The sequence below is a fragment of the Prevotella sp. khp1 genome, assembly GCF_900102205.1.
Lineage (GTDB): Bacteria > Bacteroidota > Bacteroidia > Bacteroidales > Bacteroidaceae > Prevotella > Prevotella ruminicola.
Map to the genome: position 1 here is coordinate 64,619 of NZ_FNJZ01000004.1, position 24,003 is coordinate 88,621.

Annotated in this window: 34 protein-coding genes; 32 read left to right on the forward strand and 2 right to left on the reverse strand. The window is 49.2% G+C overall.

The annotated features are described in order from the left end of the window. Positions 1 to 96 precede the first annotated feature (96 nt). From rpsJ to BLR73_RS11340, 10 genes are all read left to right on the forward strand, one after another. Complete coding sequence (gene rpsJ, locus BLR73_RS11295; RefSeq protein WP_013064715.1) at positions 97 to 402, forward strand: 30S ribosomal protein S10; 306 nt, start codon at positions 97 to 99, stop codon at positions 400 to 402. Between the two features lie 220 nt (positions 403 to 622). Further along, positions 623 to 982 (forward strand): BlaI/MecI/CopY family transcriptional regulator, encoded by a 360-nt coding sequence (locus BLR73_RS11300; protein WP_013063741.1) that lies wholly within the window; start codon positions 623 to 625, stop codon positions 980 to 982. Between the two features lie 28 nt (positions 983 to 1,010). Beyond that, positions 1,011 to 2,618: a M56 family metallopeptidase gene (locus BLR73_RS11305; protein WP_091862107.1), complete on the forward strand. Its 1,608-nt coding sequence runs from the start codon at positions 1,011 to 1,013 to the stop codon at positions 2,616 to 2,618. Between the two features lie 18 nt (positions 2,619 to 2,636). After that, entirely contained in the window at positions 2,637 to 3,740 is a 1,104-nt protein-coding gene (locus BLR73_RS11310) for a tetratricopeptide repeat protein (protein ID WP_091862110.1), read from the forward strand. Positions 3,741 to 3,842: 102 nt separating this feature from the next. Further along, a complete protein-coding gene (locus BLR73_RS11315; RefSeq protein WP_091862113.1) occupies positions 3,843 to 4,940 on the forward strand; it encodes a nucleotidyltransferase domain-containing protein in 1,098 nt (365 codons plus the stop codon). Then, positions 4,931 to 5,785, forward strand: coding sequence for a hypothetical protein (locus BLR73_RS11320; protein ID WP_091862116.1), 855 nt, complete (start codon positions 4,931 to 4,933; stop codon positions 5,783 to 5,785). Before BLR73_RS11315 ends, BLR73_RS11320 begins: the two co-directional genes overlap by 10 nt. 21 nt (positions 5,786 to 5,806) lie before the next feature. After that, complete coding sequence (locus BLR73_RS11325; RefSeq protein WP_091862119.1) at positions 5,807 to 6,232, forward strand: S24/S26 family peptidase; 426 nt, start codon at positions 5,807 to 5,809, stop codon at positions 6,230 to 6,232. Positions 6,233 to 6,259: 27 nt separating this feature from the next. Next, complete coding sequence (locus tag BLR73_RS11330; RefSeq protein ID WP_091862121.1) at positions 6,260 to 6,529, forward strand: PqqD family protein; 270 nt, start codon at positions 6,260 to 6,262, stop codon at positions 6,527 to 6,529. Between the two features lie 24 nt (positions 6,530 to 6,553). After that, positions 6,554 to 8,143 (forward strand): ABC transporter ATP-binding protein, encoded by a 1,590-nt coding sequence (locus BLR73_RS11335; RefSeq protein WP_091862123.1) that lies wholly within the window; start codon positions 6,554 to 6,556, stop codon positions 8,141 to 8,143. Positions 8,144 to 8,163: 20 nt separating this feature from the next. Continuing rightward, positions 8,164 to 9,246, forward strand: a complete 1,083-nt coding sequence (locus tag BLR73_RS11340) for a helix-turn-helix domain-containing protein (RefSeq protein ID WP_233456390.1) — start codon at positions 8,164 to 8,166, stop codon at positions 9,244 to 9,246. Positions 9,247 to 9,469: 223 nt separating this feature from the next. Here BLR73_RS11340 and BLR73_RS14195 read toward each other — a convergent pair whose 3' ends face one another. Together BLR73_RS14195 and BLR73_RS14200 are read right to left on the reverse strand one after the other, a co-directional pair. Continuing rightward, positions 9,470 to 9,688, reverse strand: coding sequence for a hypothetical protein (locus BLR73_RS14195; protein ID WP_143010943.1), 219 nt, complete (start codon positions 9,686 to 9,688; stop codon positions 9,470 to 9,472). Continuing rightward, positions 9,685 to 9,930 carry a hypothetical protein gene (locus BLR73_RS14200; protein ID WP_143010944.1) on the reverse strand — a complete coding sequence of 82 codons (246 nt, stop codon included), beginning with the start codon at positions 9,928 to 9,930 and terminating at the stop codon, positions 9,685 to 9,687. Before BLR73_RS14200 ends, BLR73_RS14195 begins: the two co-directional genes overlap by 4 nt. A gap of 1,150 nt (positions 9,931 to 11,080) precedes the next feature. On the opposite strand from BLR73_RS14200, the gene BLR73_RS14205 reads away from it, so the two are divergent. The 22 genes from BLR73_RS14205 to rpsN all read left to right on the forward strand — a co-directional run bounded on the left by BLR73_RS14205 (position 11,081) and on the right by rpsN (position 23,988). Beyond that, positions 11,081 to 13,588, forward strand: coding sequence for an autotransporter outer membrane beta-barrel domain-containing protein (locus tag BLR73_RS14205; RefSeq protein WP_143010945.1), 2,508 nt, complete (start codon positions 11,081 to 11,083; stop codon positions 13,586 to 13,588). Positions 13,589 to 13,600: 12 nt separating this feature from the next. Then, positions 13,601 to 13,723, forward strand: a complete 123-nt coding sequence (locus BLR73_RS14635; protein WP_255397373.1) for a hypothetical protein — start codon at positions 13,601 to 13,603, stop codon at positions 13,721 to 13,723. Between the two features lie 294 nt (positions 13,724 to 14,017). Continuing rightward, entirely contained in the window at positions 14,018 to 14,191 is a 174-nt protein-coding gene (locus BLR73_RS11350; protein ID WP_255397374.1) for a helix-turn-helix domain-containing protein, read from the forward strand. Between the two features lie 121 nt (positions 14,192 to 14,312). Then, positions 14,313 to 15,683, forward strand: coding sequence for a VapE domain-containing protein (locus BLR73_RS11355; protein WP_091862135.1), 1,371 nt, complete (start codon positions 14,313 to 14,315; stop codon positions 15,681 to 15,683). 172 nt (positions 15,684 to 15,855) lie between these two features. Then, positions 15,856 to 16,026 carry a helix-turn-helix domain-containing protein gene (locus BLR73_RS14395; RefSeq protein ID WP_176763681.1) on the forward strand — a complete coding sequence of 57 codons (171 nt, stop codon included), beginning with the start codon at positions 15,856 to 15,858 and terminating at the stop codon, positions 16,024 to 16,026. A gap of 129 nt (positions 16,027 to 16,155) precedes the next feature. Further along, on the forward strand, positions 16,156 to 16,719 hold the full coding sequence (locus BLR73_RS11360) for an HU family DNA-binding protein (RefSeq protein ID WP_091862138.1): 564 nt from the start codon (positions 16,156 to 16,158) through the stop codon (positions 16,717 to 16,719). A gap of 21 nt (positions 16,720 to 16,740) precedes the next feature. Continuing rightward, entirely contained in the window at positions 16,741 to 16,845 is a 105-nt protein-coding gene (locus BLR73_RS14785; protein ID WP_224082987.1) for a DUF6486 family protein, read from the forward strand. Then, positions 16,833 to 17,255, forward strand: a complete 423-nt coding sequence (locus BLR73_RS11365; protein ID WP_091862141.1) for an N-acetylmuramoyl-L-alanine amidase — start codon at positions 16,833 to 16,835, stop codon at positions 17,253 to 17,255. Before BLR73_RS14785 ends, BLR73_RS11365 begins: the two co-directional genes overlap by 13 nt. 321 nt (positions 17,256 to 17,576) lie before the next feature. Beyond that, positions 17,577 to 18,191 carry a 50S ribosomal protein L3 gene (gene rplC / locus BLR73_RS11370; RefSeq protein ID WP_013064246.1) on the forward strand — a complete coding sequence of 205 codons (615 nt, stop codon included), beginning with the start codon at positions 17,577 to 17,579 and terminating at the stop codon, positions 18,189 to 18,191. Between the two features lies 1 nt (position 18,192). Continuing rightward, positions 18,193 to 18,822 (forward strand): 50S ribosomal protein L4, encoded by a 630-nt coding sequence (rplD, locus tag BLR73_RS11375; protein WP_033149488.1) that lies wholly within the window; start codon positions 18,193 to 18,195, stop codon positions 18,820 to 18,822. A gap of 16 nt (positions 18,823 to 18,838) precedes the next feature. Next, entirely contained in the window at positions 18,839 to 19,186 is a 348-nt protein-coding gene (gene rplW, locus BLR73_RS11380) for a 50S ribosomal protein L23 (RefSeq protein WP_013065472.1), read from the forward strand. A gap of 5 nt (positions 19,187 to 19,191) precedes the next feature. Beyond that, positions 19,192 to 20,019, forward strand: coding sequence for a 50S ribosomal protein L2 (gene rplB / locus BLR73_RS11385; protein ID WP_013064908.1), 828 nt, complete (start codon positions 19,192 to 19,194; stop codon positions 20,017 to 20,019). Between the two features lie 21 nt (positions 20,020 to 20,040). Next, a complete protein-coding gene (gene rpsS, locus BLR73_RS11390; protein ID WP_013065476.1) occupies positions 20,041 to 20,307 on the forward strand; it encodes a 30S ribosomal protein S19 in 267 nt (88 codons plus the stop codon). A gap of 40 nt (positions 20,308 to 20,347) precedes the next feature. Continuing rightward, positions 20,348 to 20,755: a 50S ribosomal protein L22 gene (gene rplV / locus BLR73_RS11395; RefSeq protein WP_013064877.1), complete on the forward strand. Its 408-nt coding sequence runs from the start codon at positions 20,348 to 20,350 to the stop codon at positions 20,753 to 20,755. Between the two features lie 2 nt (positions 20,756 to 20,757). Continuing rightward, on the forward strand, positions 20,758 to 21,480 hold the full coding sequence (gene rpsC, locus BLR73_RS11400; RefSeq protein WP_013064542.1) for a 30S ribosomal protein S3: 723 nt from the start codon (positions 20,758 to 20,760) through the stop codon (positions 21,478 to 21,480). Positions 21,481 to 21,505: 25 nt separating this feature from the next. Further along, the gene (rplP, locus tag BLR73_RS11405; protein ID WP_028902374.1) at positions 21,506 to 21,934 is read left to right on the forward strand and encodes a 50S ribosomal protein L16; all 429 of its coding nucleotides are present in this window, start codon (positions 21,506 to 21,508) and stop codon (positions 21,932 to 21,934) included. 6 nt (positions 21,935 to 21,940) lie between these two features. Then, positions 21,941 to 22,135, forward strand: a complete 195-nt coding sequence (gene rpmC, locus BLR73_RS11410) for a 50S ribosomal protein L29 (protein ID WP_013065209.1) — start codon at positions 21,941 to 21,943, stop codon at positions 22,133 to 22,135. A 2-nt stretch (positions 22,136 to 22,137) separates the two neighbouring features. Then, the gene (rpsQ, locus tag BLR73_RS11415; protein ID WP_013063072.1) at positions 22,138 to 22,404 is read left to right on the forward strand and encodes a 30S ribosomal protein S17; all 267 of its coding nucleotides are present in this window, start codon (positions 22,138 to 22,140) and stop codon (positions 22,402 to 22,404) included. A gap of 2 nt (positions 22,405 to 22,406) precedes the next feature. Beyond that, positions 22,407 to 22,772, forward strand: a complete 366-nt coding sequence (rplN, locus tag BLR73_RS11420; RefSeq protein WP_013065032.1) for a 50S ribosomal protein L14 — start codon at positions 22,407 to 22,409, stop codon at positions 22,770 to 22,772. Between the two features lie 33 nt (positions 22,773 to 22,805). Further along, on the forward strand, positions 22,806 to 23,123 hold the full coding sequence (rplX, locus tag BLR73_RS11425; RefSeq protein ID WP_013065652.1) for a 50S ribosomal protein L24: 318 nt from the start codon (positions 22,806 to 22,808) through the stop codon (positions 23,121 to 23,123). Further along, positions 23,123 to 23,680: a 50S ribosomal protein L5 gene (gene rplE, locus BLR73_RS11430; RefSeq protein ID WP_013065667.1), complete on the forward strand. Its 558-nt coding sequence runs from the start codon at positions 23,123 to 23,125 to the stop codon at positions 23,678 to 23,680. Before rplX ends, rplE begins: the two co-directional genes overlap by 1 nt. Before the next feature lie 5 nt (positions 23,681 to 23,685). Further along, positions 23,686 to 23,988, forward strand: a complete 303-nt coding sequence (gene rpsN, locus BLR73_RS11435) for a 30S ribosomal protein S14 (RefSeq protein WP_013063532.1) — start codon at positions 23,686 to 23,688, stop codon at positions 23,986 to 23,988. Positions 23,989 to 24,003: the final 15 nt, after the last annotated feature.

Here is a 24,003-nt window from a genome sequence, read left to right on the forward strand (position 1 = left end):
AAAAAATAGAAAATGGGGTCTGCCGCTGAGCAAATGACTCTTTAGTGACAGCCCCATTTTTACATTATTAAATTATATAATTATTAAATTTTAGAAATGAGTCAGAAAATTCGTATCAAGCTGAAGAGCTACGACCACAAACTCGTAGACAAGTCAGCCGAGAAGATTGTGAAGGCTGTTAAGGCCACAGGTGCTATCATCAGCGGTCCTATCCCCCTTCCTACACACAAGCGTATCTACACCGTTAACCGCTCTACCTTCGTAAACAAGAAGGCTCGTGAGCAGTTCCAGCTCTCAGACTACAAGCGTCTGATCGACATCTACAGCTCAACTGCTAAGACTGTTGACGCTCTGATGAAGCTCGAGCTCCCCAGCGGTGTTGAGGTTGAGATCAAGGTATAGTTTTATCTTTATCTGATTATAAAGCAGCGTATCCCCAAGGATGCGCTGTTTTTTTTGTTTTGATAGCCTGAATAATCGTTAAAACCATCCTTAACTAATTAATTTAGTTTAAAAACTATATCTTTTAGTTGTATCTAACGAAAACTTTTAGTTACTTTGCATTCGGATATTGATTACAACGCGCAATTTGATTTTCGAACTTAAAGCAAACTGTAGTAAAATGAAAAAGTTAACAAACAAGGAAAAGGAGATCATGGATTTGTATTGGCAGCATGGTCCGATGTTCGTCAAGGAGCTCTTAGAGTACTACGACGAGCCGCGTCCGCACTTCAATACGCTATCTACGATGGTACGCATTCTGGAGAAGGAAGGCTATCTTGATCATAAGCAGTTTGGTAATACCTATCAGTACTATCCCCTCATCACCGAGGCTGAGTACGGTCGTAAATCCATTGCCGGTGTTATCAAGAACTACTTTAATAACTCTTATCTTTCAGCAGTGTCTGCTTTCGTTAAGGAAGAGAAGATTTCTGTTGAAGAACTCCGGGAACTTCTCGATCAGATAGAAAAGAACCAATAGTCGAAATCGTAAATAACTAAATTGTACAATGATAGATTTTCTGACCTACGACCTGAAAGTGGCTGCTATCTTGGCGGTGTTCTACATGTTCTATCGTTTGATGCTGTCTCACGAAACGTTCCATCGTGTTAATCGCATGGTGCTTCTGGCTACAGCTGTGGCATCGTTTGTACTGCCGCTGTGCGTCATCACTCTGCATAAAACCGTTGTGGTAGAGTCGGCCCCCAGTGTGTCGTTTGGCGCCTTCGAGGCTGTGGCCGATATGTCGACCGAAACCGGTATGTATCCGCTTTGGCAGTCTGTGGCCATTGCCCTGTTCTTCATCGGCATGGCTGCCACGCTTGGTCATACCCTCTGGTCGTTGTTCAGAATCGTAAAACTCATTAAGCATAGTCAAAAGTATCCGCAGTCTGATGGTACCGTGATCTGTGTGACCGGTAACCCCGATCTGGCCCCATTCAGTTGGATGCATTATATCGTGATGAACCGCAGCGATTACTTGGCTAACGATGCGGCTATTCTCACACATGAACGAGGGCATATCCGTTACCACCACTCGTGGGACCTGCTCTTTGTTGATACCCTCACCGCCCTCCAGTGGTTTAATCCCGCCATTTGGATGCTGCGCAGCGATCTGCGTGCCATCCACGAATACGAGGCCGATGGTGCAGTACTCTCTCAAGGGATCAATGCGCGTCAATATCAATACCTGTTAATCACAAAAGCCGCAAGCATTGGTGGGTACTCCCTTGCTAACGGTATCTCTCACAGTACCCTCAAAAACCGAATTAATATGATGTTACATACTAAATCTCCCCGTCAGCGCTACCTTAAACTGCTGGCACTCCTGCCTATCGTAGCTGTAGCGCTCGCTGTTAATGCCGAGACTGTTACCGACTATGTTTATGCCCAGCCCCAGCAGCAAACACCCGTTAAGAAAGGTGCAAAAGCTGGTACCATTAAGATGGGTAGCAAGTCAATCAAGGTTGTCAAGGCCGATGCCCAGTCAAAGACCGATGCTGCAACCGCTCAGACCAGCAAGCAGCGCCCCTTCGATGTGGTAGAGCATATGCCGGAGTATCCTGGTGGCGCATCAGCTCTCTTCGAGTTCCTGGCTAAAAACGTTAAGTATCCTGCTGCAGCCGAAAAGGCTGGCACCCAGGGCCGTGTCATCGTTACCTTCGTCGTTGAGCAGGATGGCTCTATTGGCGAACCAACTGTAACCCGATCGGTTAGTCCCGAACTCGATGCCGAGGCAGTGCGTGTTATCAACGCCATGCCTAACTGGAAGCCCGGTACGCAGAATGGCAAGGCCGTACGTGTAAAATATACCGTACCTATCAATTTTGCACTCCAGGGTGGTCGCTCTAATTCGAAGATTGACGACAAGGGTAATCCCGAAGGAAAAAATGTGTTAGGTCCACTGGTAATCGTAGGCTATGATAAGACCAGTACTACTGAACTCGAAACGGCCCCGTTGGTGATTCTTGATGGCAAGGCTGTAGATTACGCTCAGATGAGAGCAATCGATACGAATACCATCAGTCACATGGAAATCCTGAAGGATAAGGCAGCCACCGAGAAGTATGGCGACAAGGCCAAGAACGGTGTCATCCTGATTACAACAAAGAAATAAAATCTCTCTCTCTTTATCATGAAGATAGTGTTAACTATTGTAGCCCTCGTTCTCTTGGCGGTTTCTCCCGCCAAGGGCGAGGTTCTCGACTCGCTTACCATCTGCCTGCAGTCTGGCGACAGCTGCATGCAGCAGTATAATACTTTCGAAGCGCTGAAGTGCTATCAAAAAGCTTTTGGTCTGAGGGATACATTGATAACCCGCACCAAACTGGCCGACTGCTACTATAAGCGTGCTAATTATCGTCAGGCAGCCGAACTGCTCAAGAATGTCCCCGAGGATAGCCTGTCGCACGATGCCTTCCGTCAGTTGGCTCAGAGCTATAAGAAACAGAGTGATCTGGACTCTTATGTGTTTTGGACAAGTCAGTTGTTGGCGCGTTTCCCTATGGATGGGGAGATGGTGGCAGGACTCACCTTGGCATATGCGCAGTTGGAACAACCACAAAACGGCATCAAGTGCGGACAGCAGTACTTTGCTGTTGACTCTACTAACGTTGAGGTGAATCGTGCCTTGGCCGATGCCTGGTTTGTAAATCGTAGCTTCACTGCTGCTGCCATGATGTACGAGCGTTTGTTGGAACAGGGTGATTCAACTTTTAATACCCTTTATTCGGCAGGCATGAGCTACTCGCAGTTAGATGATCTTGAGCGTGCCTACAAGTATCTGCAGATGGCTTTTCTCCTGAGTGGTATGAAGCACGCCGGCTGTGCCTATCGCTTGGGCGTGGTATGTGTCGATACTCAGCGCTATTCCGAGGGACTGAACTATCTGGCACTGGCAAAGGAACTGATGCGCCCCGATACTACCGTGATGAAAGCTATCACCCTGTCTGAAGGTGAGGGGTATTATCTCACTCATCAATACTCCGAGGCAGTGGCGGCTTGGAAAGAGCATCTCGGTTATAATCCCTCGTCGGTAGCTACCTATTATAATATAGCTAATGCCTATTGCTATCTTATCAAGGATGAGGAGCAGGCAAAAAGTTATTATCAACAATTCATGGAGCAGGCTGCCGGTGTAGAGAAGCCAACCAAACAACTGACTGAGATGATAGAGAAAACCAAGGAGATGCTGCGTGTCTATGAGTTGCGCGAGAAATTCAAAGCAAGAAAAAAATAACGCCGAGTTCTCATTGTAAATTTTTTCCTGTAGAATGTGCTGAATGTTGTAGAAAAGTATTACCTTTGCGGCGCAAATGCCATGTTGCTTTAACATTGAAGTATGATTCTACGCGATAACGAACTATTCTATCAGCTGCTGCGCCTGTCGTTAGGACTGTCGCAGGAGTTTCCTGATGGCGTGAATGCAGATGACTGGCGATGGCTGTATCAGATGGCTGTGCGTCAGTCGCTCGTAGGCGTTTGCTACCAAGGCGTTTGCCAGTTGTCGGGTAAGCAACAGCTACCTGTAGATATAGCTATGCAGTGGACTTGCGAGGCCGAGACGATAAAGGGACTGAACGAACTGCTCTATCAGGAGGCGGCCAGACTCACACGGGAGTTTTCAGAGAAAGGGCGCCAGACGGCGATACTGAAAGGTCAGGCCAACGCGCGCCTCTATCCCGAAAAAAATGCCCGCCAGCCTGGCGATATCGATATCTGGGTAGAGGGCGGTCGTGAGAGTGTGTTGGCACTCATTGATGGCGAGGCTATTGTAGCGTACCACCATGCCCATCTGCCCAAGAACGAGAAAGGGGTTGAGGTTGAGATACATTTCCGTCCGGCATCGGGTCATTTCAATCCCATCACCAACCGTCGCTTGCAGTGCTGGCTGGAGCAGGAGATACAGCATACCGAGCTTTCGCCCGAAGGTTTTTATGTACCATCGGTAAGGTTCGCCCTGGTCATGCAGTTGGCACACATACAGCGCCATTTCTTAGGCGAAGGGGTAGGGCTGCGCCAGGTGTGCGATTATTATTGGCTGCTGCAGAATGCTACCGACGACGACAGGCAGTGTGTGAGTGCTCAGTTACGTCGTTTGGGCTTACTTCATGCGGCAGGTGCCCTGATGTGGGTGCTGGCTGAGGTGCTGCACCTGCCAAAGGAACAGATGCTTTGTAAACCAGATAGCTACCGTGGCGGGTGGATGCTGCGCGAAATCATGGCTGGTGGCAACTTCGGACGTTATGCCAAACGCACACAACTGGGGGTGTGGCGCAGGGTTGCACAGAGCAAACGTCGCCGATTGCAGCTGATGCGGTTTAACGCCTTCGAGATACTGTGGCAAGAGCTGTTCTATTGGAAACGTATCGTGCGTACGTTGCACATACGTATTCGACTCAGAAGTATATCATTAAGAGACTATCCGGAATGTGTATAACCAGATATTATGAAGTGGCAGAACATCTGTTCTGCGTGCGTGGCGATGAGGCTTGTTTATCGCTCATGACCAACTATGTGCCGTTTGCCTGTGCCGAAGGCGACGTGCTGTTTACCTTGGATATCACCAGCGGCGATGCACCCGCCTATACCGAGGAACTGCGACAGGAAGATAATGAACAGATCATTATCTGCGGTCATACCGCTACTGGTCAGATGGTGTTCCAGTTTGGTTGGTTTGGCGTAAATGCCGGTTGGCTGGTTTGCAAGGCCGACTATAGTGAGGGCCGACTGATAATGACTGCCCATCACGTAAAAATGGCTATCGATAACGCCTTGATGATTATGTTTGCCCTGGCAACGGCCGATAAGTGCACGGCGCTGTTCCATGCGGCTATCGTGAGTTATCAGGATAAGGGCTATATGTTCCTGGGCCCCAGCGGCACGGGTAAGAGTACACATGCCCGCCTGTGGCTACAGTATATCGATGGCACCGAACTGGTTAACGATGATAATCCCGTGGTACGTATTGGTGCGGATGGCGCGGCTACGGTCTTCGGCTCGCCCTGGAGCGGTAAAACACCCTGCTATCGTAACGTGCGCTATCCCTTGGGGGGTATCGTGATGCTCAGTCAGGCGCCTTACAATAAGATACAGCCATTAGGCGGACTGCAGGCCTATGCAGCTCTGGTGCCCAGCATCAGTGGCAAGCGCTGGGACGCACGTATAGCCGATGGTCTGCATGCCACCGAGAACAACCTGGCCATGCAAGTGCCCATGTGGCACCTGGAGTGCCTGCCCGACGAGGCTGCAGCACGGTTGTGCTGGAGCAATGTAAAAATGTAATAATGTAAAAATGAAATAATTGTGACGGATCATGAGATCATAGAGGAAGCCATCCGACTGGTGAGGGAAGGAGTGAGCGTGACACTGCCCGTGAATGGCCACAGCATGCTGCCGTTTATCATCGGTGGTAAGGAGAGTGTGGTTTTGCAGAAGCCCGATAAGCTGAAGGTAGGCGATGTGGTGCTGGCTTGGGTTGATAATAGCAAATATGTGGTGCACAGGATTATACTTTTTGATGGCCGTAACGTCATATTGATGGGTGACGGCAATCTGGTAGGCACCGAGCGTTGTACGCTGCAGGATGTAAAGGCCGTGGCTACCCATGTGGTTGGTGCCAACGAGCAGATGCACGATCTGTACACCCCGTGGCGCTGTCGTGCTGCCCGCCTGTGGTGGCATCTGCGCCCCATCCGCCGATACTTGCTGGCCATTTATAGGAGAATGTAAAAATGTAAGAATGTAAAAATTAGAAAAATGAGAATAAAGAATGGATTTGTGCTGCGCCAGGTGTGCGGCGAGAATGTGATAGTAGGCGAGGGCCTTGGCGCCATCAATTTTGGTAAGATGCTGGCGCTGAACGAGACGGCCGCCTGGCTGTGGCAGCAGGCTGTGGCAATGGACGGTTTCACCATCGATACCCTCGCCCAGAAACTCTGTGACGAATACGAAGTTTCAGTCGGTGAGGCCAAAACCGATGTCGCCGCCATCGTTGCCGAATGGCAGCAGGTCGGCGTATTAGAATAAATCCGTGTAATCCGTGCCTAAAATATGAACTACATCGCGTGGCTTTGGCATAACTCACGTGGCATCCGCTTTAATACGGTGGTGCGTATCGTTACGGGTATCGGTCAGGTGGCACTTGGCCTGCTGATGGTATGGCTCAGTCGTAAGTTCATCGACGAAACCATCCGCACTGGCTCGGCCGACGATGTGTTGCGTATGGTGCTACTGTTGGTGCTCACCGTATTGGGTGGCGTGGCGCTCCGTCAGGTGGGCTACTGGCTCACCACCACGGCTGGCGTGCATCAAACCAATGCCCTGCGCCTGCGTATCTTCAGCAGTCTGTTCCGCCGTCAGCTATATACCGAACAAGAGCTGCACTCGGGCGATGTTACCTCGCGACTGGTCAAGGATATCGAGACCATTAGCAGCGTGTGTACCGACACCATCCCCCAGATAGCCATCACCTTTATACAGCTGTGTGGTGCTTTCCTGCTCATGCGTTGGTTCGACGCCCGCCTGGCCTGGGCACTGCTGTTGCTCACGCCTATGGCCATTGTGTTTGGTAAGCTGATATCCCGCCGTTTGCGCAAGATGACGCTCGACATCCGTGAGGACGAGAGTCGCATACAGATGCAGGTGCAAGAGAGCATGGAGCACAATGCCGTGCTGCGCTCGCTGGGCTCAGAGCAGTGGGTTACCGATCGCCTGGAGTCGATGCAGCAACGGTTGAAAGGCAATGTGATGCGTCGCATGCGGTTCACCGTGGCCATGAGGATTGTGATGGGCTGTGTGTTCGGTCTGGGCTATCTGTTAGCCTTCGTCTGGGGTGGCATTTCTTTGCGTAACGGCACCATCACCTTTGGCGTCATGACCTCGTTCCTGCAGCTGGTAGGTATGATTCAGCACCCCATTCTGCAGCTGCTTAACATGGTGCCCACGGTGATACACTGCACCGCCAGTATCGATAGGTTAGAGGAACTGTCTGTTCAGGACAAAAAAGAAGTCCGTGTATCTCCGTGTTCATCCGTGCCAAATAAAATGGTAAGGCTTGATGACGTGAGCTTCCGCTATGCGAATGGCGACAGCGAGATATTACAGCATTTTTCGCACCAGTTTGCCCCTGGCACCAAGACGGCTATCATGGGTCAGACGGGTATTGGCAAAACCACCCTGTTCCGCTTGATACTTGGCTTTATCCAGCCCTCCAGCGGACGGGTAGAGGTAGGTGGTAACATCTGTTACGTGCCGCAGGGCAACACCCTGATGAGCGGCACCATCCGTTACAACCTGCAACTGGCTAAGCCCGATGCCACCGACGACGAGTTGCGCCAGGTACTGCATACCGCCTGTGCCGACTTTGTGTTCGATCTACCCGACGTTCTTGATACCGAACTTGGCGAGCAGGGTAGTGGCCTGAGCGAGGGTCAGGCTCAGCGCATAGCCATCGCCCGCGGCTTGCTGCATGGTGGCGACATCTTCCTGCTGGATGAAATCAGCAGCTCGCTCGACGAACCCACCGAACGCGAGCTCTACCAGCGCATTTTTACGGCTCACCCCCATAAAACCATGCTTTTCATCACCCATCGCCCCACCGTATGTCAACTCTGCGATGAGTCGATCCTGACCCTAAGTTAAAGAAATAAAATAAGAATACAATGACAATAGAACATTATTATTACGGACTAGCGGCACTCATGTACCTTACCACCTGCTGGATGTTTGCAGCAGTACGCTGGTTCCACACTTGTAAACAACCCAAGAGCACCCACCGCTATATCTGGCCCGACCGCAAGCTGCAGTGCCTGCTTTATAGCTGCGCCTCGGTGCTGCTGCCTTACGTCTACAACCCCACCGACGCATCGGCATGGCTGCTCATCAAGAGCTACTTCCCCGCCACCTATTATTTCTACTGCGGCGTGCTGCTGCTCTGCTTTGCCGGCACCGTCAAGCAGTGGAGCCAGTGGAAAGGCATCAGTTGGGTGGCTGCCATCATCGTTATCGGCACCATGCTGGTGCCCGTGCTTAACGCTTGGCTTCCCACCGGCATTCTCAGTGCCGACGGGTTGCGCATCTGGCAGAATGTGGTGCTGGCCGAGAGTATGGTGATGGTGGGCTATGTGGCACTGGCCATGTGGCAGGTGAAACACTGGATGGACGAGGCCCGCGATGCCAACTACTCTAACCCCGACGACTTCCCCGCCGATTACGCCAGTCGTGTATTGCTCTATCCTGTATTCCTCACGCCCCTGATATGGCCTGCCTACATACTCGATTCGCCTGCTGCCATGGCCATCCAGAATGTGCTGCTGGCAGTGTCTAACGTGTGTCTGCTCATCACCGTCATGCCCGTTTGGCGCCGCAAGGCCCTCCTTGTTACGCCCGAAACCGCCCACATACAAGAGTGCGACGATCATGAGGATGACGATCATGAGGATCTCATCGGCCAGACCGCTATCGAGATCGAGGCATACATCCGCGACCAGCAGGCCTATCTTAATCCTCACTTAAAGATCGACGATGTAGTAGAGCATTGCCAGTTGGGCCGTTCTTACGTGTCGCTCACGTTCAGCCGTCGCTTCACCTCGTTTGCCTACTATGTCAACAGTCTGCGCCTGGCGCACTTCGATCAGTACATGGTCGACCATCCTGATGAGACCAAGGAGGCAGCCGCCCTCGCTTCCGGCTACGCATCCTATAATTCCTATTACCGCGCCAAACAGAAAATGGAGCGTGCGTAACGCATATAGTGTAAAACATTAAAAAAGTCCGAGTTCATCGGGCTTTTTTTGTGTGGATTCTTGCATGCTATGGACAATTTTCAATGTTTATTGTGCTAAAATGCAATCAATTTGCACCGTATTGCAACATACATGTACAATTTTCAATGCCCTGTTTCATGGAAATAGTGTACCTTTGCGGACAAAATAATAAAACTTAAAAATAGTTATGAATCAACTATCATCAATTACTCCTTTGGAGATTATTCTTATTGCCCTCGCAGCCGTGGGCATCTTTTTCTTTTTCCGGGCCTGCTGGCGCATCATCAAGCGCAGCCGTCAGCACCTCAGTGTAGCCCTGCTCACCCTCATGATGTCCCTCACCGCCCAAACAGCGTGGGCGGGGACGGTCGATGTAACCGTCAACGTGACGGGCAGCGGCTCGGTGTCTATTGGCAATCAAACGGCTACGGCGGGCAATCCGTTCACTACGTCGGTTGATGATGGCGCAAGCGTTACGCTGAACTTCGCGCCTGATGCCGGTAATATCGTGACCGGTGCAAAACTATCATATAAACCGAGTGAGTATGGTTCCACCGAGGGCGACATCACCGTCAGCGGCTCGACAGCCACATTCCAGATGCCCAACGACATCTGGAATGGTACGGGAGTGACAATAAATGTCACGTTTGGCGACGGTCTCATCGGCGGTGCTGACGAAGCCTCGGCTGTGGCCTTGACGGATGCGACGGTGAGTAATCTGGCCGGAGGATATTACAAGGTAGAGAGCGACATCTCGTTTGACCACACGCTCAACCTCATCGGCAACACCTACCTCGTCATTGCCAGCGGAGCGAAGATGACCGTCAGCTCTTCCGAATATGGTATCAATGGCGAGTCGTATGCGCTTAACGTCCTCGGCGAGGGAACGCTCAACGTTACGACTACAGGCTCATATAAGATAGCCGTAGATGTTTCCAGTTACACGCAATCGGGCTGCTCTGTAAATCTGACTACATCATTCATGGGAATGCGATGCCTTAATGGTAGCTTTAATATCAGCGGCGGCTCGTTCACCACAAACGGTTCGACGGGTATCTGGCCGGATAATGCTGTTAACATCAGCGGCGGCAAGCTGGAAGCATCGAAGATCGATGCCAATATCAACCTGAGCTATAGCAGCACTGACGATTACATAAAGGTGGATACCTATACCAATGGCAAAACAATGACGATAGCCAACGGGCAGACTTTCACCGACGGCGCGACTAACTACAGCGGCACGATTGAAAATTTATCCACGTTGAACGGCAAGAAGCTATTTCCTTTTGTTTATACGCACTTGACGGTAAGGGCGGCAACCTGTACAGAAGTGGGCATCAAGAAGGAGTGCTGGCAGCGCAGCAGCGACGGTAAGTATTTCTCGGACGCGAACGGAACGAATGAACTCAACGCATCGGATGTTGAGATTCCTATGATTGCTCACACGGGCGTACACAACGATGCTACGGACACGCACATCGCGTATTGGCAGTGCTCCATGTGCGGCAAGTATTTCAGCAACGAGGCTTGCACCACGGAGATAACGGAAGAGGACACCAAGATTTACCGCACCATCACGATTGCCGATGGTATCAGCAGTCTTGTCACGAGCAATGTTGACAAGGCTGTTGCAGGGACAACCGTGACGCTTACCGTCAGCCATCTGATAGATGCAAGCACTCTTCGGGTGAATGACGGCAGTGTCGCGCTGACGGATGCAGGAAACGGAACTTACACCTTCACCGTACCTGCGGCAGACGTAACCGTGACGGCATCCACCGCTACCACCTATTCCGTCAATCTGCCTGCCAATATGGAGATTGTAAGCGCAACGATCACAGCAGATGGCGACGGCAAGTACATTTCGGGAACGGTTGTCACGTTCAAGGCGAGCTTTTCCTATACGGCATCTAATGTGCATGACGGCGCGAACACACTGACGGCTGACGGCAGCGGCTACTACAGCGTTACCGTAGGCACAGCCGACATAACCGTGACGGCCACCATCGAACACAGCAGCAACATCGACCTGTCGCAAGCCCCCGGTGACTTCACCGTCGTCGATGGCGACATCTTGACCGCTGCGACGAGCCATACCGTGACGATTGCTGAAAATGCAAAGATTACGCTCAGCAATGCAACCATCAGCGGCGGCATCGTTTGTGATGGAACAGCGGAGATTACTCTTGTCGGCACGAATAGCGTGACGGGCGCATCCTTCAAGGCGGGCATCCAGGTTGGCGGCTTTGGCACTACGCTCACGATTAAGGGCAACGGTTCGCTGACGGCAAATGGCGGTAATCAATCCGCAGGTATCGGTCTGAGCCGTGCGTGGAATCCTGATGATAACGTCATCGGTGGCGATATTATCATCGAGGGCGGAAACATCACAGCCAACGGCGGCAGTAAGTGGGGCGCAGGCATCGGCACGGGCGTTATCTATGGTGGTAGTAAAACTGCAAGGCTTGGCAATATCACCATCAAGGGTGGCACTGTAAAGGCAACGGGCGGCACATCAGCAGACGGCATCGGCACGGGATTTTCCTATAGCGGTTGTACCAACGAAATCGGAACGATTACCATCACCACAGGCATTGACATTGTGGACGCATCGAGCATCAAGAACAGCGGAAGCATCGTCTATAAGCACGAAGAAAATGACGTGACTGCAAGCACCAGCGACTACTTCACAATCATTGAGAACGGCAACCGCCGCATCATTGTGCAGAAAGTCACTCCAACCATTGCCGATGTTCCCGACCAGACCTATACAGGCAGTGCCATCACCCCCGAGCCGACAGTCATCGCTGGCTCGCTCAGCCTTACCAAAGGCACGGATTATGAATATTCCTACACAAATAATACGAATGTTGGCACAGCTAAGGTGAGAGCTACCTTCCAAGGCGACTATGTATCGCTGGGCTCTGTGGAGAAGGAGTTCGCCATAGTAAAGGCTACACCCACTGTTAATGCTCCGACTGCAGTCGCAGACCTTGTATATAACGGCTCGGCACAGGCGCTTGTGAATGCAGGTTCTACAGACTTCGGAACCCTGCTTTACAGCCTTGATGGCGAGACATATTCTGAGGACATCCCAACAGCGACTAGTGCTGGAACTCATACCGTATATTATAAGGTAGCGGGCGATAACAATCACAACGATGTTTTTGGTTCTCTTGATGTGACCATCGCCCCGAAGGCCGTGACGAACGAGGACATCACCGTCACCATTCCGTCGCAGACATGGACGGGCAACGAATTGACACCCGACATCATCGTGAAGGACGGCGAGAACGTGCTCACTGAGAATACCGACTACACCGTGACTGCTCCGAGTGGGCCAGTCGAGGATTCTGGCAACCATGCCTATACCATCACCGGCATGGGCAACTATGCTGGCTCAAGAGAAGCGATGTTTACCATAACACCCTACTTAGCAGATCAATTTGGTGCAGTATACGTTTATCAAGACCAGAACGGAAAAACAGCGTTATTAGAAGGCACATCGGTAGAGCCAGTCGATATTCCTTCTGTTATTAACAAAACCGTGAATCACGTAACCAGCAACCGCGTGTTCACTCCCGGCAAGGCATCTACGGTGATGCTTCCATTCAACTATACCTGCAATGGCGAAGAGGGCGGCACGTTCTATAAGTTTGTGGGCGTAAAGAAAGAAAACGATAAGTGGGTTGCTACGATGCAGGAAACAGGCAATGATGCAAATAATGAGGGCACGCTGATTGCCAACACGCCGTATCTGTTTATGCCTACAGCGACAGAAATGACGTTCCCCAATATTAATGGGAGTGTGGCGCTCAGCACGGAAGGCGGCGGCAACTGCGAGACGGCTGACCCTGGCAGCCACTGGACGTTTAAGGGAACATACTGGTTTAAAGAATGGAATTCCAATGATTATTATTATACCGCAGAAGAGATAGGCCGTGCCTACGGCTTTGCCGGCGTGGCGAAAGATGGCATTAATGTGGGTGACTTCGTAAGGGTAGCCAGCGGCGCCAAGATTCGCCCGATGAGGGCATACCTGCTGTGGAACGATACACCCAATAATACTCGTAGCATGACGCGTGGAACCATAGATGAACTGCCCAGTAGCATCGTAGTCAGACTACTGTCGAATGTAGGACCTGGTAATCAGGGCGACGACGACAATCAGGGCGGTACAACAGCCATCGGTACACTCGATACCGAGACTGGTGAGATTGACTTTGGTGGCTGGTACGACATGAGCGGTCACAAACTCTCAGCTCAGCCCACCAAGAAGGGACTGTATATTCATAATGGTAAAAAGGTTATTATAAAGTAAGGAAACAAAAAAATGAAAAAGAAAGCATATATTAAGCCATCAGTACAGGTGATAGAACTGCAACATCGTGCATGTCTGCTTCAGGCAAGTGGTGAACAACCTCCCGCTGACTACTACGACGACTGGCTGGATTAACATCTGATGAGCTATGAGTATGATTCATATAATAGCATTTATCGTTCTACTTCAGGCAAGTGGTGAGCAACAACCTGAAAATGTACCAGATTACGATGATTTGTTTGGATAATGAGCAACCTATTCTTTAAACTCCTGCGCCTATCGTTAGGTATGGCGCAGGAGTCTCTTTATATCAAATAATAAATTTTTAAATTCATATAGCCTCGTAGTAATTCGCTACGGGGATTGATTTTTGTACTCACATAAACAATTAAAAGATGAAAAAAAACGATTTACCAGCCACAGCTGAATGTGCGCAAAGTAATGAACCAAAAAGAGGTAGATGACCAATGGTTAGCCGACAGGATTAACATTAGTAGAACGTCGGTGAATAAGATTATTAATGGCCATACCGATCCCAAGTTAAGTAGGTTGTATCAGATAGCAGATGCTTTGGAAGTGAGCATTCTGGAACTGTTCAGATAGCCACTTGTTAAGCGGCACTTAACAGTTTTGCGCTGCGATGTGAAATTGTGGCGCAAAAACTTGTGCGTGCCAAATTTTATCAGTAATTTAGCAGCGTGATTCAACGATAAATCTTAATAGAATGAAACAAAAAAGTGGCGATGCTCCAAAAGAGCATAAGCAAAACTGGCGCGAGGTGCGTGCCTCTGAGGAGGACATACAGAAATTCCTGATGGGCACGCTCTACCTGCGCCACAATGTGATAACGGGTAAGGACGAATTCCGAGTGCCCGAAATCAGCGAGTATGCGGCCATGGGGATTAAATATCCCACGGGTAAAACGCCATTGGACGAATGGCGATCGCCCGACCAGTGGTTCGAAGTGAAGGACCGGTTGGTTAACTCACTGTGTAGTATGCTGTCGAAACAGAAGGATGTGAATGCCAAGAAAATCTGGCAGGTTATCGACTCTGATTTTGTGCCGCTGTATAATCCGCTCAGAGAGTACCTGAACCGCTTGCCGCCATGGGACGAGACTACTAACCCCATACTCTCGTTGGCGATGGATGTAAACGTAAAGGGCGGTCCCGACGAACAACTGCTGTTTTACGCCTGTTTGCGCAAATGGCTGGTGGGCGTGGTGGCAGGGTGGCTGGAGGAGAAAGTGGTGAACGAGGAAGTGCTGGTGCTGGTAGGCGAACAGGGTATCTACAAAACCCGTTGGCTTGAGAATCTGATACCTCCCGAACTGTCGGCCTATTTCCACTCTACTTCTACTTTCGGTAAGATGGATAAGGACGAGGTGCTGAAACTGTCATCGTTCGGACTGATTTGTCTGGATGAGATAGATGCGCTGAAGACAGAGGCAATGAGTAGGCTGAAATGGGCTGTGACCACAAAAGCTACCGATGCCCGCAAACCGTATGCGCACAATTCGGAACGTCGTGTACACATAGCCAGCTACTGTGGTACCAGTAACAACCTGCAGTTTATCGACGACGATACGGGCACCCGCCGCTGGTTGCCGTTCGAGGTGGAGAGTATCCGTTCGCCCTACGAGTATCCTATCCATCACGATGAGATTTTTGCCCAGGCCTATGCCCTGTATCTGCGGGGATTCCACTATTGGTTTGAGAAAAAGGAAATGGATGTTGTGCAGCTGCATAACAAACGGTTCGAGGTGTCGAAGCCCGAACAGGAGCTGGTAAGCAAGTTCTATCGTGTGCCTGCTAAGAACGAACCGTGCGTGTTTGTGAGTGCCTCGGAGATTATGCAAACCATTGGCGGCTTGCTGATACACCGATTGACACCCAACAAGCTGGGGCGTGCCATGAAGGCCATGGGCTTTGTAAGCGTGCGCTCACGTGGTGAGCGTGGCTATAACGTGGTGGCGTATAGTGGTGCCGATATCGACCTGAACAGAACCCTGATGGCCCAGGAAGCCAAGCCAGAGGACGAGGTGTCGGTGATAAGCCACGAAGTTATACTTGACACATTTGACGCATTGTTTTAGGAATGCCTCGCGCGTACCGCGCACGCACCTACACGGTACGCACGTAACTTTTACAAATTAATCTGTCAAAAGCGTCAAATTTCTCTAAGTACTTTTCAAATGCAAAGTAGTTAGCGTGCAAAAAAACATTAGGTACTTTTCAAAAAAAACAAAAAGATAGCTTATGAAAACAATGACAAGAAAGCAACTGGCCGAGCATGCCGGTGTAACAACACAGACACTCAAGAACTGGATGGGGCCACACCTGGACTACCTACATTCCATTGGTATGCCAACCGGAAAGGGTGCCCTGCCACCAAATGTAGTGAAATATATCGTAGATACTTTTGATATCGACAAGTAACTGAAAGAATCACCGAGAATCACCAAGAATCCCAAAACGCCCCTAGAAAATGTTGTATCTTTGCCATGTCAATCAGACAATCTTTAATGTTTAATTTTTAATGTTTAATGTTTAATGTTTATGTAGCTTATGGCAATTAAAGTAAAAGCAGTAGAGCGCGAGCTCAAGGTAGGCAAGGATGCAGGCAAGTATCGTTTTATGATGCAGGCCGAGATCTACAACACGTTGTCGGCACAGAAGGTGATTAGCGAAGCCTCTGTTCGCAGTGGTATCGCCGAGGGTGCACTGAGTGCGGCATGGGATGCCATCGGACAGGTGGTAAAGGTTTGGGCCACCGAGGGACACTCCATCGCCATCCCTGGTCTGGGCCGTATGCGATTTGGTGTAAAGGCCACCACGGTGGATGACGTGAACAAGGTAAGTACGGGACTGATTACCACCCGACGTGTGATTTTCTCACCATCGGTTGAGATCAAGGATGAGCTGAAGGATACGGCCATCAACATTACCTGTTACGACCGTGAGGGTAAGATCGTAAAGCGTGTTACCAGTACCGATCCTGGCAATATCGAGGACCCTGATTCGCCAACCGATCAGCCTTCGACTGGTGGTAATGATAACCCAGGCAATGGTGGTAACACCGGCGGTGGTAACAGTGGCGGTAACTCAAGTCACGAGCCAATTGGTGATTAATCTGTAAAAAAATAAAAGCGTATGGTAAAAGTAAATTGGAATAGAGTAGCTAAGGTGTTGCGATTTGTGGCAACAGTGATTACAACAGTTCTGGGAACTATTGCTGTGCAGTCATGCGGACGATAACCCTGATAGTGATTCATTGTTCGGCAGTGAAACCTGAACAGACTTCTTCGGCAGCCCAGATAGATACATGGCACCGCCAGCGAGGCTTTAAGCTCGGTATTGGCTACCATTACGTGGTGCGTCGGAACGGAGAGATTGAACAGGGTAGGCCTGAATGGCTGGTTGGGGCTCACTGTATGAACCATAACAAGTACTCCATCGGCGTGTGCTACGAGGGAGGCTTGGATGCCCGCGGACAACCTGCCGATACGCGTACACCAGAACAGAAGGCGGCCCTGCGCACACTACTGGCTGATTTGCATCGGCGCTATCCCCGTGCGGTTATCGTAGGTCATCACGATCTGAACCCGCAAAAGGCCTGCCCGTGTATCGCAAATGTCACAAAAGAGTACGCTGCTTTGCAGCCATAGATTGACGATTCCCTGCTCAGAAGAGTGGGGAATTGTTGTGTTTTTGGAGGTGTAAAGTATAAAAATACTTAAAAGTTACTACTAAGCTTTAATAATATTTGTGTATATTATATATTATTTGTACCTTTGCACCCGCAAAAGTGAGTATTGCGCTGGCCGTGGAGCTAACAATGCCCTGATAAATAGCGACTTAGCCTTCGAAAACGAAGTAGTTGAAGTTCCTTTTTAAGTGGGTGTTTTGTGTGCACGGAAGTTGCGAGAACCACTTAAAAAGGAACATTTATTATATATTTTATAAACATTATTAATTTTTAAACTGAAATGCCAGGATTAATTGGAAGAAAAATCGGAATGACATCCGTTTTCAGTGCCGACGGTAAGAATGTACCGTGCACTGTTATCGAAGCTGGTCCTTGTGTTGTAACTCAGGTTAAGTCTGTTGAGAAGGATGGCTATGAGGCTGTTCAGCTCGCCTTCGGTGAGAAGAAGGAGAAGAATACCACAAAAGCAATGATGGGTATCTTCAAGAAGGCTAACACTACACCAAAGGCCCACTTGGCCGAGTTCAAGTTTGATACCGAGTTGAATCTCGGTGACACCGTTACAGTCGACATCTTCGAGGGTGCCGAGTTTGTTGACGTTGTAGGAACTTCAAAAGGTAAAGGTTTTCAGGGCGTTGTGAAGCGTCATGGTTTTGGTGGCGTAGGCCAGGCTACTCACGGTCAGGACGACCGTCTGCGTAAGCCAGGTTCTATCGGTGCCTGTTCTTATCCCGCCAAGGTATTCAAGGGAATGCGCATGGGCGGCCAGATGGGAGGCGATCGAGTTACTACTCAGAACCTCAAAGTGTTAAAGGTAATTCCAGAGCACAATCTTATCCTTGTTAAGGGTAGCTGCGCTGGTTATAATGGTTCAACTGTTTTAATTAACAAGTAAGATGGAAGTTAGCGTATTGAATATCAAAGGTCAGGAGACCGGACGTAAGGTAACTCTGAACGAGGCTATCTTCGGTATTGAACCTAATGACCACGTTCTCTACCTGGACGTTAAGCAGTATCTCGCTAACCAGCGTCAGGGTACAGCTAAGTCAAAGGAGAGAAGCGAGATTTCTGGTTCTACTCGTAAGCTTGGACGTCAGAAGGGTGGCGGCGGTGCCCGTCACGGAGATATCAACTCACCTCTGCTGCGTGGTGGTGGTCGTGTGTTTGGTCCTACACCTCGTGACTACAGCTTCAAGCTGAATAAGAAGGTTAAGGCTCTTGCTCGTAAGTCAGCTCTGTCATACAAGGCTCAGGAGAATGCAATCGTAGTTGTTGAGGACTTCACCATGGAGGCTCCTAAGACTAAGGAGTTCATCAACATTGCAAAGAACCTGAAGGTTGACGGCAAGAAGACTCTCTTCGTAATGTCAGGTACTAATAACAATGTATATCTGTCGGCTCGCAATCTGCAGGGCACAGAGGTAATGGAGGCTTCACTGGTTAACACCTACAAGGTGCTGAACGCTGATGTACTCGTTATCACTGAGAAGTCGCTGGAGACAATCGACGGTATCTTAAACAAGTAAAAGGAGGACTAAGGATATGGCATTTATCATTAAACCCCTGGTCACTGAGAAGATGACCAAGATTACAGACAAGTCTTCTGTAGAGAAAACTTATAAGGTAAAGGGCGAGGAGCGTACCAAGAAGGCTGAGGCCAAGTATGGTTTCATCGTTCGTCCTGAGGCTAATAAGCTTGAGATTAAGAATGAGGTTGAGGCTCTGTACAATGTTACAGTAATCGACGTGAACACTGTTCGTTACGCCGGCAAGCGTAGCTCACGCTACACTAAGGCTGGTCTGATCAAGGGTCAGAAGAACGCGTTCAAGAAGGCAATCGTTACTCTTAAGGAGGGCGATGTAATTGATTTTTATAGCAATATTCAGTAATAAAAATGGCAGTACGTAAATTAAAGCCCGTAACTCCGGGTCAAAGACACAAGATTATTGGCACGTTCGAGGATATTACTGCATCCGTGCCAGAGAAGTCTCTCGTTTACGGTAAGCGTTCAACCGGTGGTCGAAACAACACCGGTAAGATGACTGTTCGCTACATGGGCGGTGGTCACAAGAAGAAGTATCGTCTGATCGACTTCAAGCGAGAGAAAGATGGTGTTCCAGCTGTAGTAAAGACAATCGAGTACGATCCTAACCGTTCAGCTCGCATTGCACTTCTTTTCTACGCTGATGGTGAAAAACGTTATATCATTGCTCCTAATGGACTGCAGGTTGGTGCAACTCTGATGTCGGGTGCTGATGCAGTACCCGAGGTTGGTAACGCCCTTCCTTTGGCAAACATCCCTGTAGGTACAGTCATCCACAACATTGAGATGCGTCCTGGTCAGGGTGCCAAGCTGGTTCGTTCGGCTGGTAATTTCGCTCAGTTGACTTCTCGTGAGGGTAGCTATTGTGTAATCAAGCTTCCTTCAGGCGAGACTCGTCAGATTCTCTCAGCTTGTAAAGCAACTGTAGGTAGTGTAGGTAACTCAGATCACGCTCTGGAGGCATCAGGTAAGGCTGGTCGCTCTCGCTGGTTGGGTCAGCGTCCTCACAACCGTGGTGTAGTTATGAACCCACATGATCACCCAATGGGTGGTGGTGAAGGACGTCAGTCTGGAGGTCACCCACGTTCACGTAAGGGCTTGTACGCTAAGGGTCTTAAGACTCGTGCACCTAAGAAGCTTTCAAACAAGTACATTATTGAAAGAGCTAACAAGAAGTAAACAAGTTAATTAGAGTAAATTATGAGTCGTTCATTAAAGAAGGGTCCATACATCAACGTATCACTCGAGAAGAAGATTCTCGCTATGAATGAGAGTGGTAAGAAGAATGTCGTTAAGACATGGGCCAGAGCATCAATGATCTCACCCGATTTCGTGGGACACACTGTTGCAGTTCATAACGGTAACAAATTTATCCCTGTTTACGTTACAGAAAACATGGTTGGTCACAAGCTCGGAGAGTTTGCACCTACACGTCGTTTCGGTGGTCACGCCGGTAACAAGAAGTAATCCCAGGGAGAATTAAGAATTAAAAAATTAAAGAATTAAAATGGGAGCAAGAAAACATATTAAGGCTGAAGAAAGAAAAGCAGCACTTAAGACACAGTATTTTGCCAAGCTCAACGGCTGCCCCTCTTCACCCCGCAAGATGCGCTATGTTGTGGACATGATCCGCGGCATGGAGGTTAATCGCGCTCTGGGTGTACTCCGTTTCTCGAAGAAGGCAGCTGCAGCTAATGTAGAGAAACTCCTCCGTTCGGCCATCGCTAACTGGGAAGCCAAGAACGATCGCAAGGCTGAGGATGGTGAGCTGTTCATCACTCGCGTATTCGTTGACGAGGGTGTTACAATGAAGAGAATGAGACCTGCACCACAGGGTCGCGGCTATCGTATCCGCAAGCGTTCTAATCACGTGACTCTGTTTGTTGATGCTAAAACTAATGATGTAAAAGAATAAGTATGGGACAGAAAGTTAATCCAATTAGCAACCGTCTTGGAATCGTAAGAGGTTGGGATTCAAATTGGTTCGGAGGCAAGGACTTCGGAGATAACCTGGTAGAGGATCAGAAAATCCGTAAGTACCTGAACGAGCGTCTGGCTAAGGCCAGCGTATCGAAGATTGTCATCGAGCGCACATTGAAGCTGGTTACCATTACTATTTGCACAGCCCGTCCAGGTCTCGTCATTGGTAAAGGTGGACAAGATGTCGACAAACTGAAGGAAGAACTGAAGAAGCTCTATGATAAGGAGATTCAGATAAATATCTTCGAGGTAAAGCGTCCTGAGCTCGATGCCACGATTGTTGCCAACAACATCGCTCGCCAGGTAGAGGGTAAGATCGCTTATCGCCGTGCCATCAAGATGGCTATCCAGAACACAATGCGTGCTGGTGCCGAGGGTATTAAGGTTCAGATTTCAGGTCGTCTTAATGGAGCTGAAATCGCACGTAGCGAGATGCTGAAGGAGGGTCGTACTCCTCTGCACACTTATCGTGCTGACATTGACTACTGCCACGCTGAGGCTCTGACCAAGGTTGGTATTCTGGGTATCAAGGTATGGATTTGCCGTGGTGAGATCTACGGAAACGTTGACCTCGCACCTAACTTCACTCAGGAGAAATCAAATGGTCGCTCTAACGGCGGTAATGGTCGTGACAGAAAGTTCCGTAATAAGAAGAAGTAATAACGATTTAAAGTAGAAACTTATTATGTTACAGCCCAAAAGAGTAAGATATAGAAGACCTCAGGATGGTCGTGGCAACAAAGGCAACGCCCACAGAGGAACAACACTGGCTTTCGGATCTTTCGGTATCAAGACAATGGATGCCAAGTGGATCGACAGCCGCCAGATTGAGGCAGCCCGTGTTGCTATCAATCGTTATATGAACCGTGAAGGTCAGGTATGGATTCGCATCTTCCCTGATAAGCCAATCACTCGCAAGCCTGCTGACGTGCGAATGGGTAAAGGTAAGGGAGATCCCGCAGGATGGGTTGCACCTGTTACACCAGGCCGTATTCTCTTTGAAGTAGAGGGTGTACCTTTCGACATCGCTAAGGAGGCTCTTCGCCTCGGTGCTCAGAAGCTGCCCGTAAAGACTAAGTTTGTTGTAAGACGTGATTTCGATAAAAACGCTTAATTGAGTATGAAGATTAAAGAAGTAAGAGAGCTCGAGACCAAGGATCTGGCAGAGCGCATTGAGGCTGAGGTTGCAAAGTACAACCAGATGAAGTTGAACCACGCAATCACTCCACTTGAGAATCCATCTCAGATTAAGGCCGCTCGTCGCGATATCGCACGAATGAAATCAGAACTTCATCAGAGAGAACTTAATAAATAACAATGGTCCAGATGGAAACAAGAAATTTAAGAAAGACAAGACAGGGTGTCGTTATCAGCAACAAGATGGATAAAACCATTGTTATTGCAGCCAAGTTCAAGGAGAAGCACCCTATGTATGGTAAGTTTGTCCAGAAGACAAAGAAGTATCACGCACACGATGAGAATAACGAGTGCAATGTAGGTGATACAGTGCTCATTATGGAAACCCGTCCTCTGTCAAAGACAAAGAGATGGAGATTAGTTAACATCGTAGAAAAAGCTAAGTAATTATGATACAGACAGAATCAAGACTTACAGTAGCTGACAACAGCGGTGCACGCGAGGCTCTCTGCATCCGTGTATTGGGCGGTACCAAGCGCCGTTATGCCAGCGTAGGTGATATCATCGTTGTGTCTATCAAGAACGCGATCCCTACAAGTGATGTAAAGAAGGGTGCAGTATCAAAGGCTTTGGTTGTTCGCACTAAGAAGGAAATCCGTCGTGCTGATGGTTCTTACATCCGTTTCGACGACAATGCCTGCGTACTGCTGAACAATGCAGGTGAGCTCCGCGGTAGCCGTATCTTCGGCCCCGTTGCCCGTGAGCTCCGTGCCGTGAATATGAAGGTCGTTTCTTTGGCACCTGAGGTACTGTAATAGTTAATAATTAACAGTTAAGAGTTAAGAGAAATGGCAAAGTTCAATATTAAGAAAAACGATACAGTCATCGTTCTGGCCGGTGAGGACAAGGGCAAGACTGGTAAGGTACTGAAGGTTCTGACCGACAAGCAGCGTGCTCTCGTAGAGGGCATCAACATGGTGAACAAGAGTGCCAAGCCAAGCGCCAAGAATCCTCAGGGAGGCTTTGTGAAGATGGAGGCTCCTATTCACATTTCGAATATTAGTTTGATTGATCCGAAGAGTGGCAAGGCTACCCGTGTTGCTATCAAGCGCGAGGGTAAGAATGTCGTTCGTATCGCTAAAAAGTCAGGAGAGGAGATTAAGTAATGGCAAATACAGCACAGTTAAAGAAAGAGTACAAGGAGAAGATTGCTCCTGCTCTTCAGAAGCAGTTCAACTACACTTCTGCAATGCAGATTCCTGTCCTGAAGAAGATCGTAGTAAACCAGGGTCTTGGTGACGCTACTCAGGATAAGAAGATCATCGAGGTTGCTATCAACGAGATTACCGCTATCTGTGGTCAGAAGGCAGTTGCTACATATTCTAAGAAGGATATCGCAAACTTCAAGCTTCGTAAGAAGATGCCTATCGGTGTGATGGTAACTCTTCGTCGTGAGCGCATGTACGAGTTCCTCGAGAAGCTCGTTCGCATCGCTCTCCCTCGTATCCGCGACTTCAAGGGTATCGAGAGCAAGTTCGATGGCCGTGGTAACTACACACTGGGTATCCAGGAGCAGATTATCTTCCCAGAGATCAATATCGATTCAGTTGACCGCATTCAGGGTATGAACATCACCTTCGTTACATCGGCTCAGACCGACGAGGAAGGTTTCGCACTGCTGAAGGCTTTCGGTCTTCCATTCAAGAACGCTAAAAACGATTAAGAGATATGGCAAAAGAATCAATGAAAGCCCGCGAGGTAAAGCGCGCTAAGCTCGTTGCTCGCTACGCTGAGAAACGTGCAACTCTGAAGAAGGTGATCGCTACTACTGAGGATCCCGCAGAGGCTTATGAGGCAGCTCGCAAGTTGCAGAGCATCCCTAAGAACGCTAACCCTATCCGTCTGCACAACCGTTGCAAGATCACAGGTCGTCCAAAGGGATATATGCGTCAGTTCGGTCTTTCTCGTATCCAGTTCCGTGAGATGGCATCAAACGGTCTGATTCCTGGAGTAAAGAAGGCCAGCTGGTAATCTACCTGATTTAAG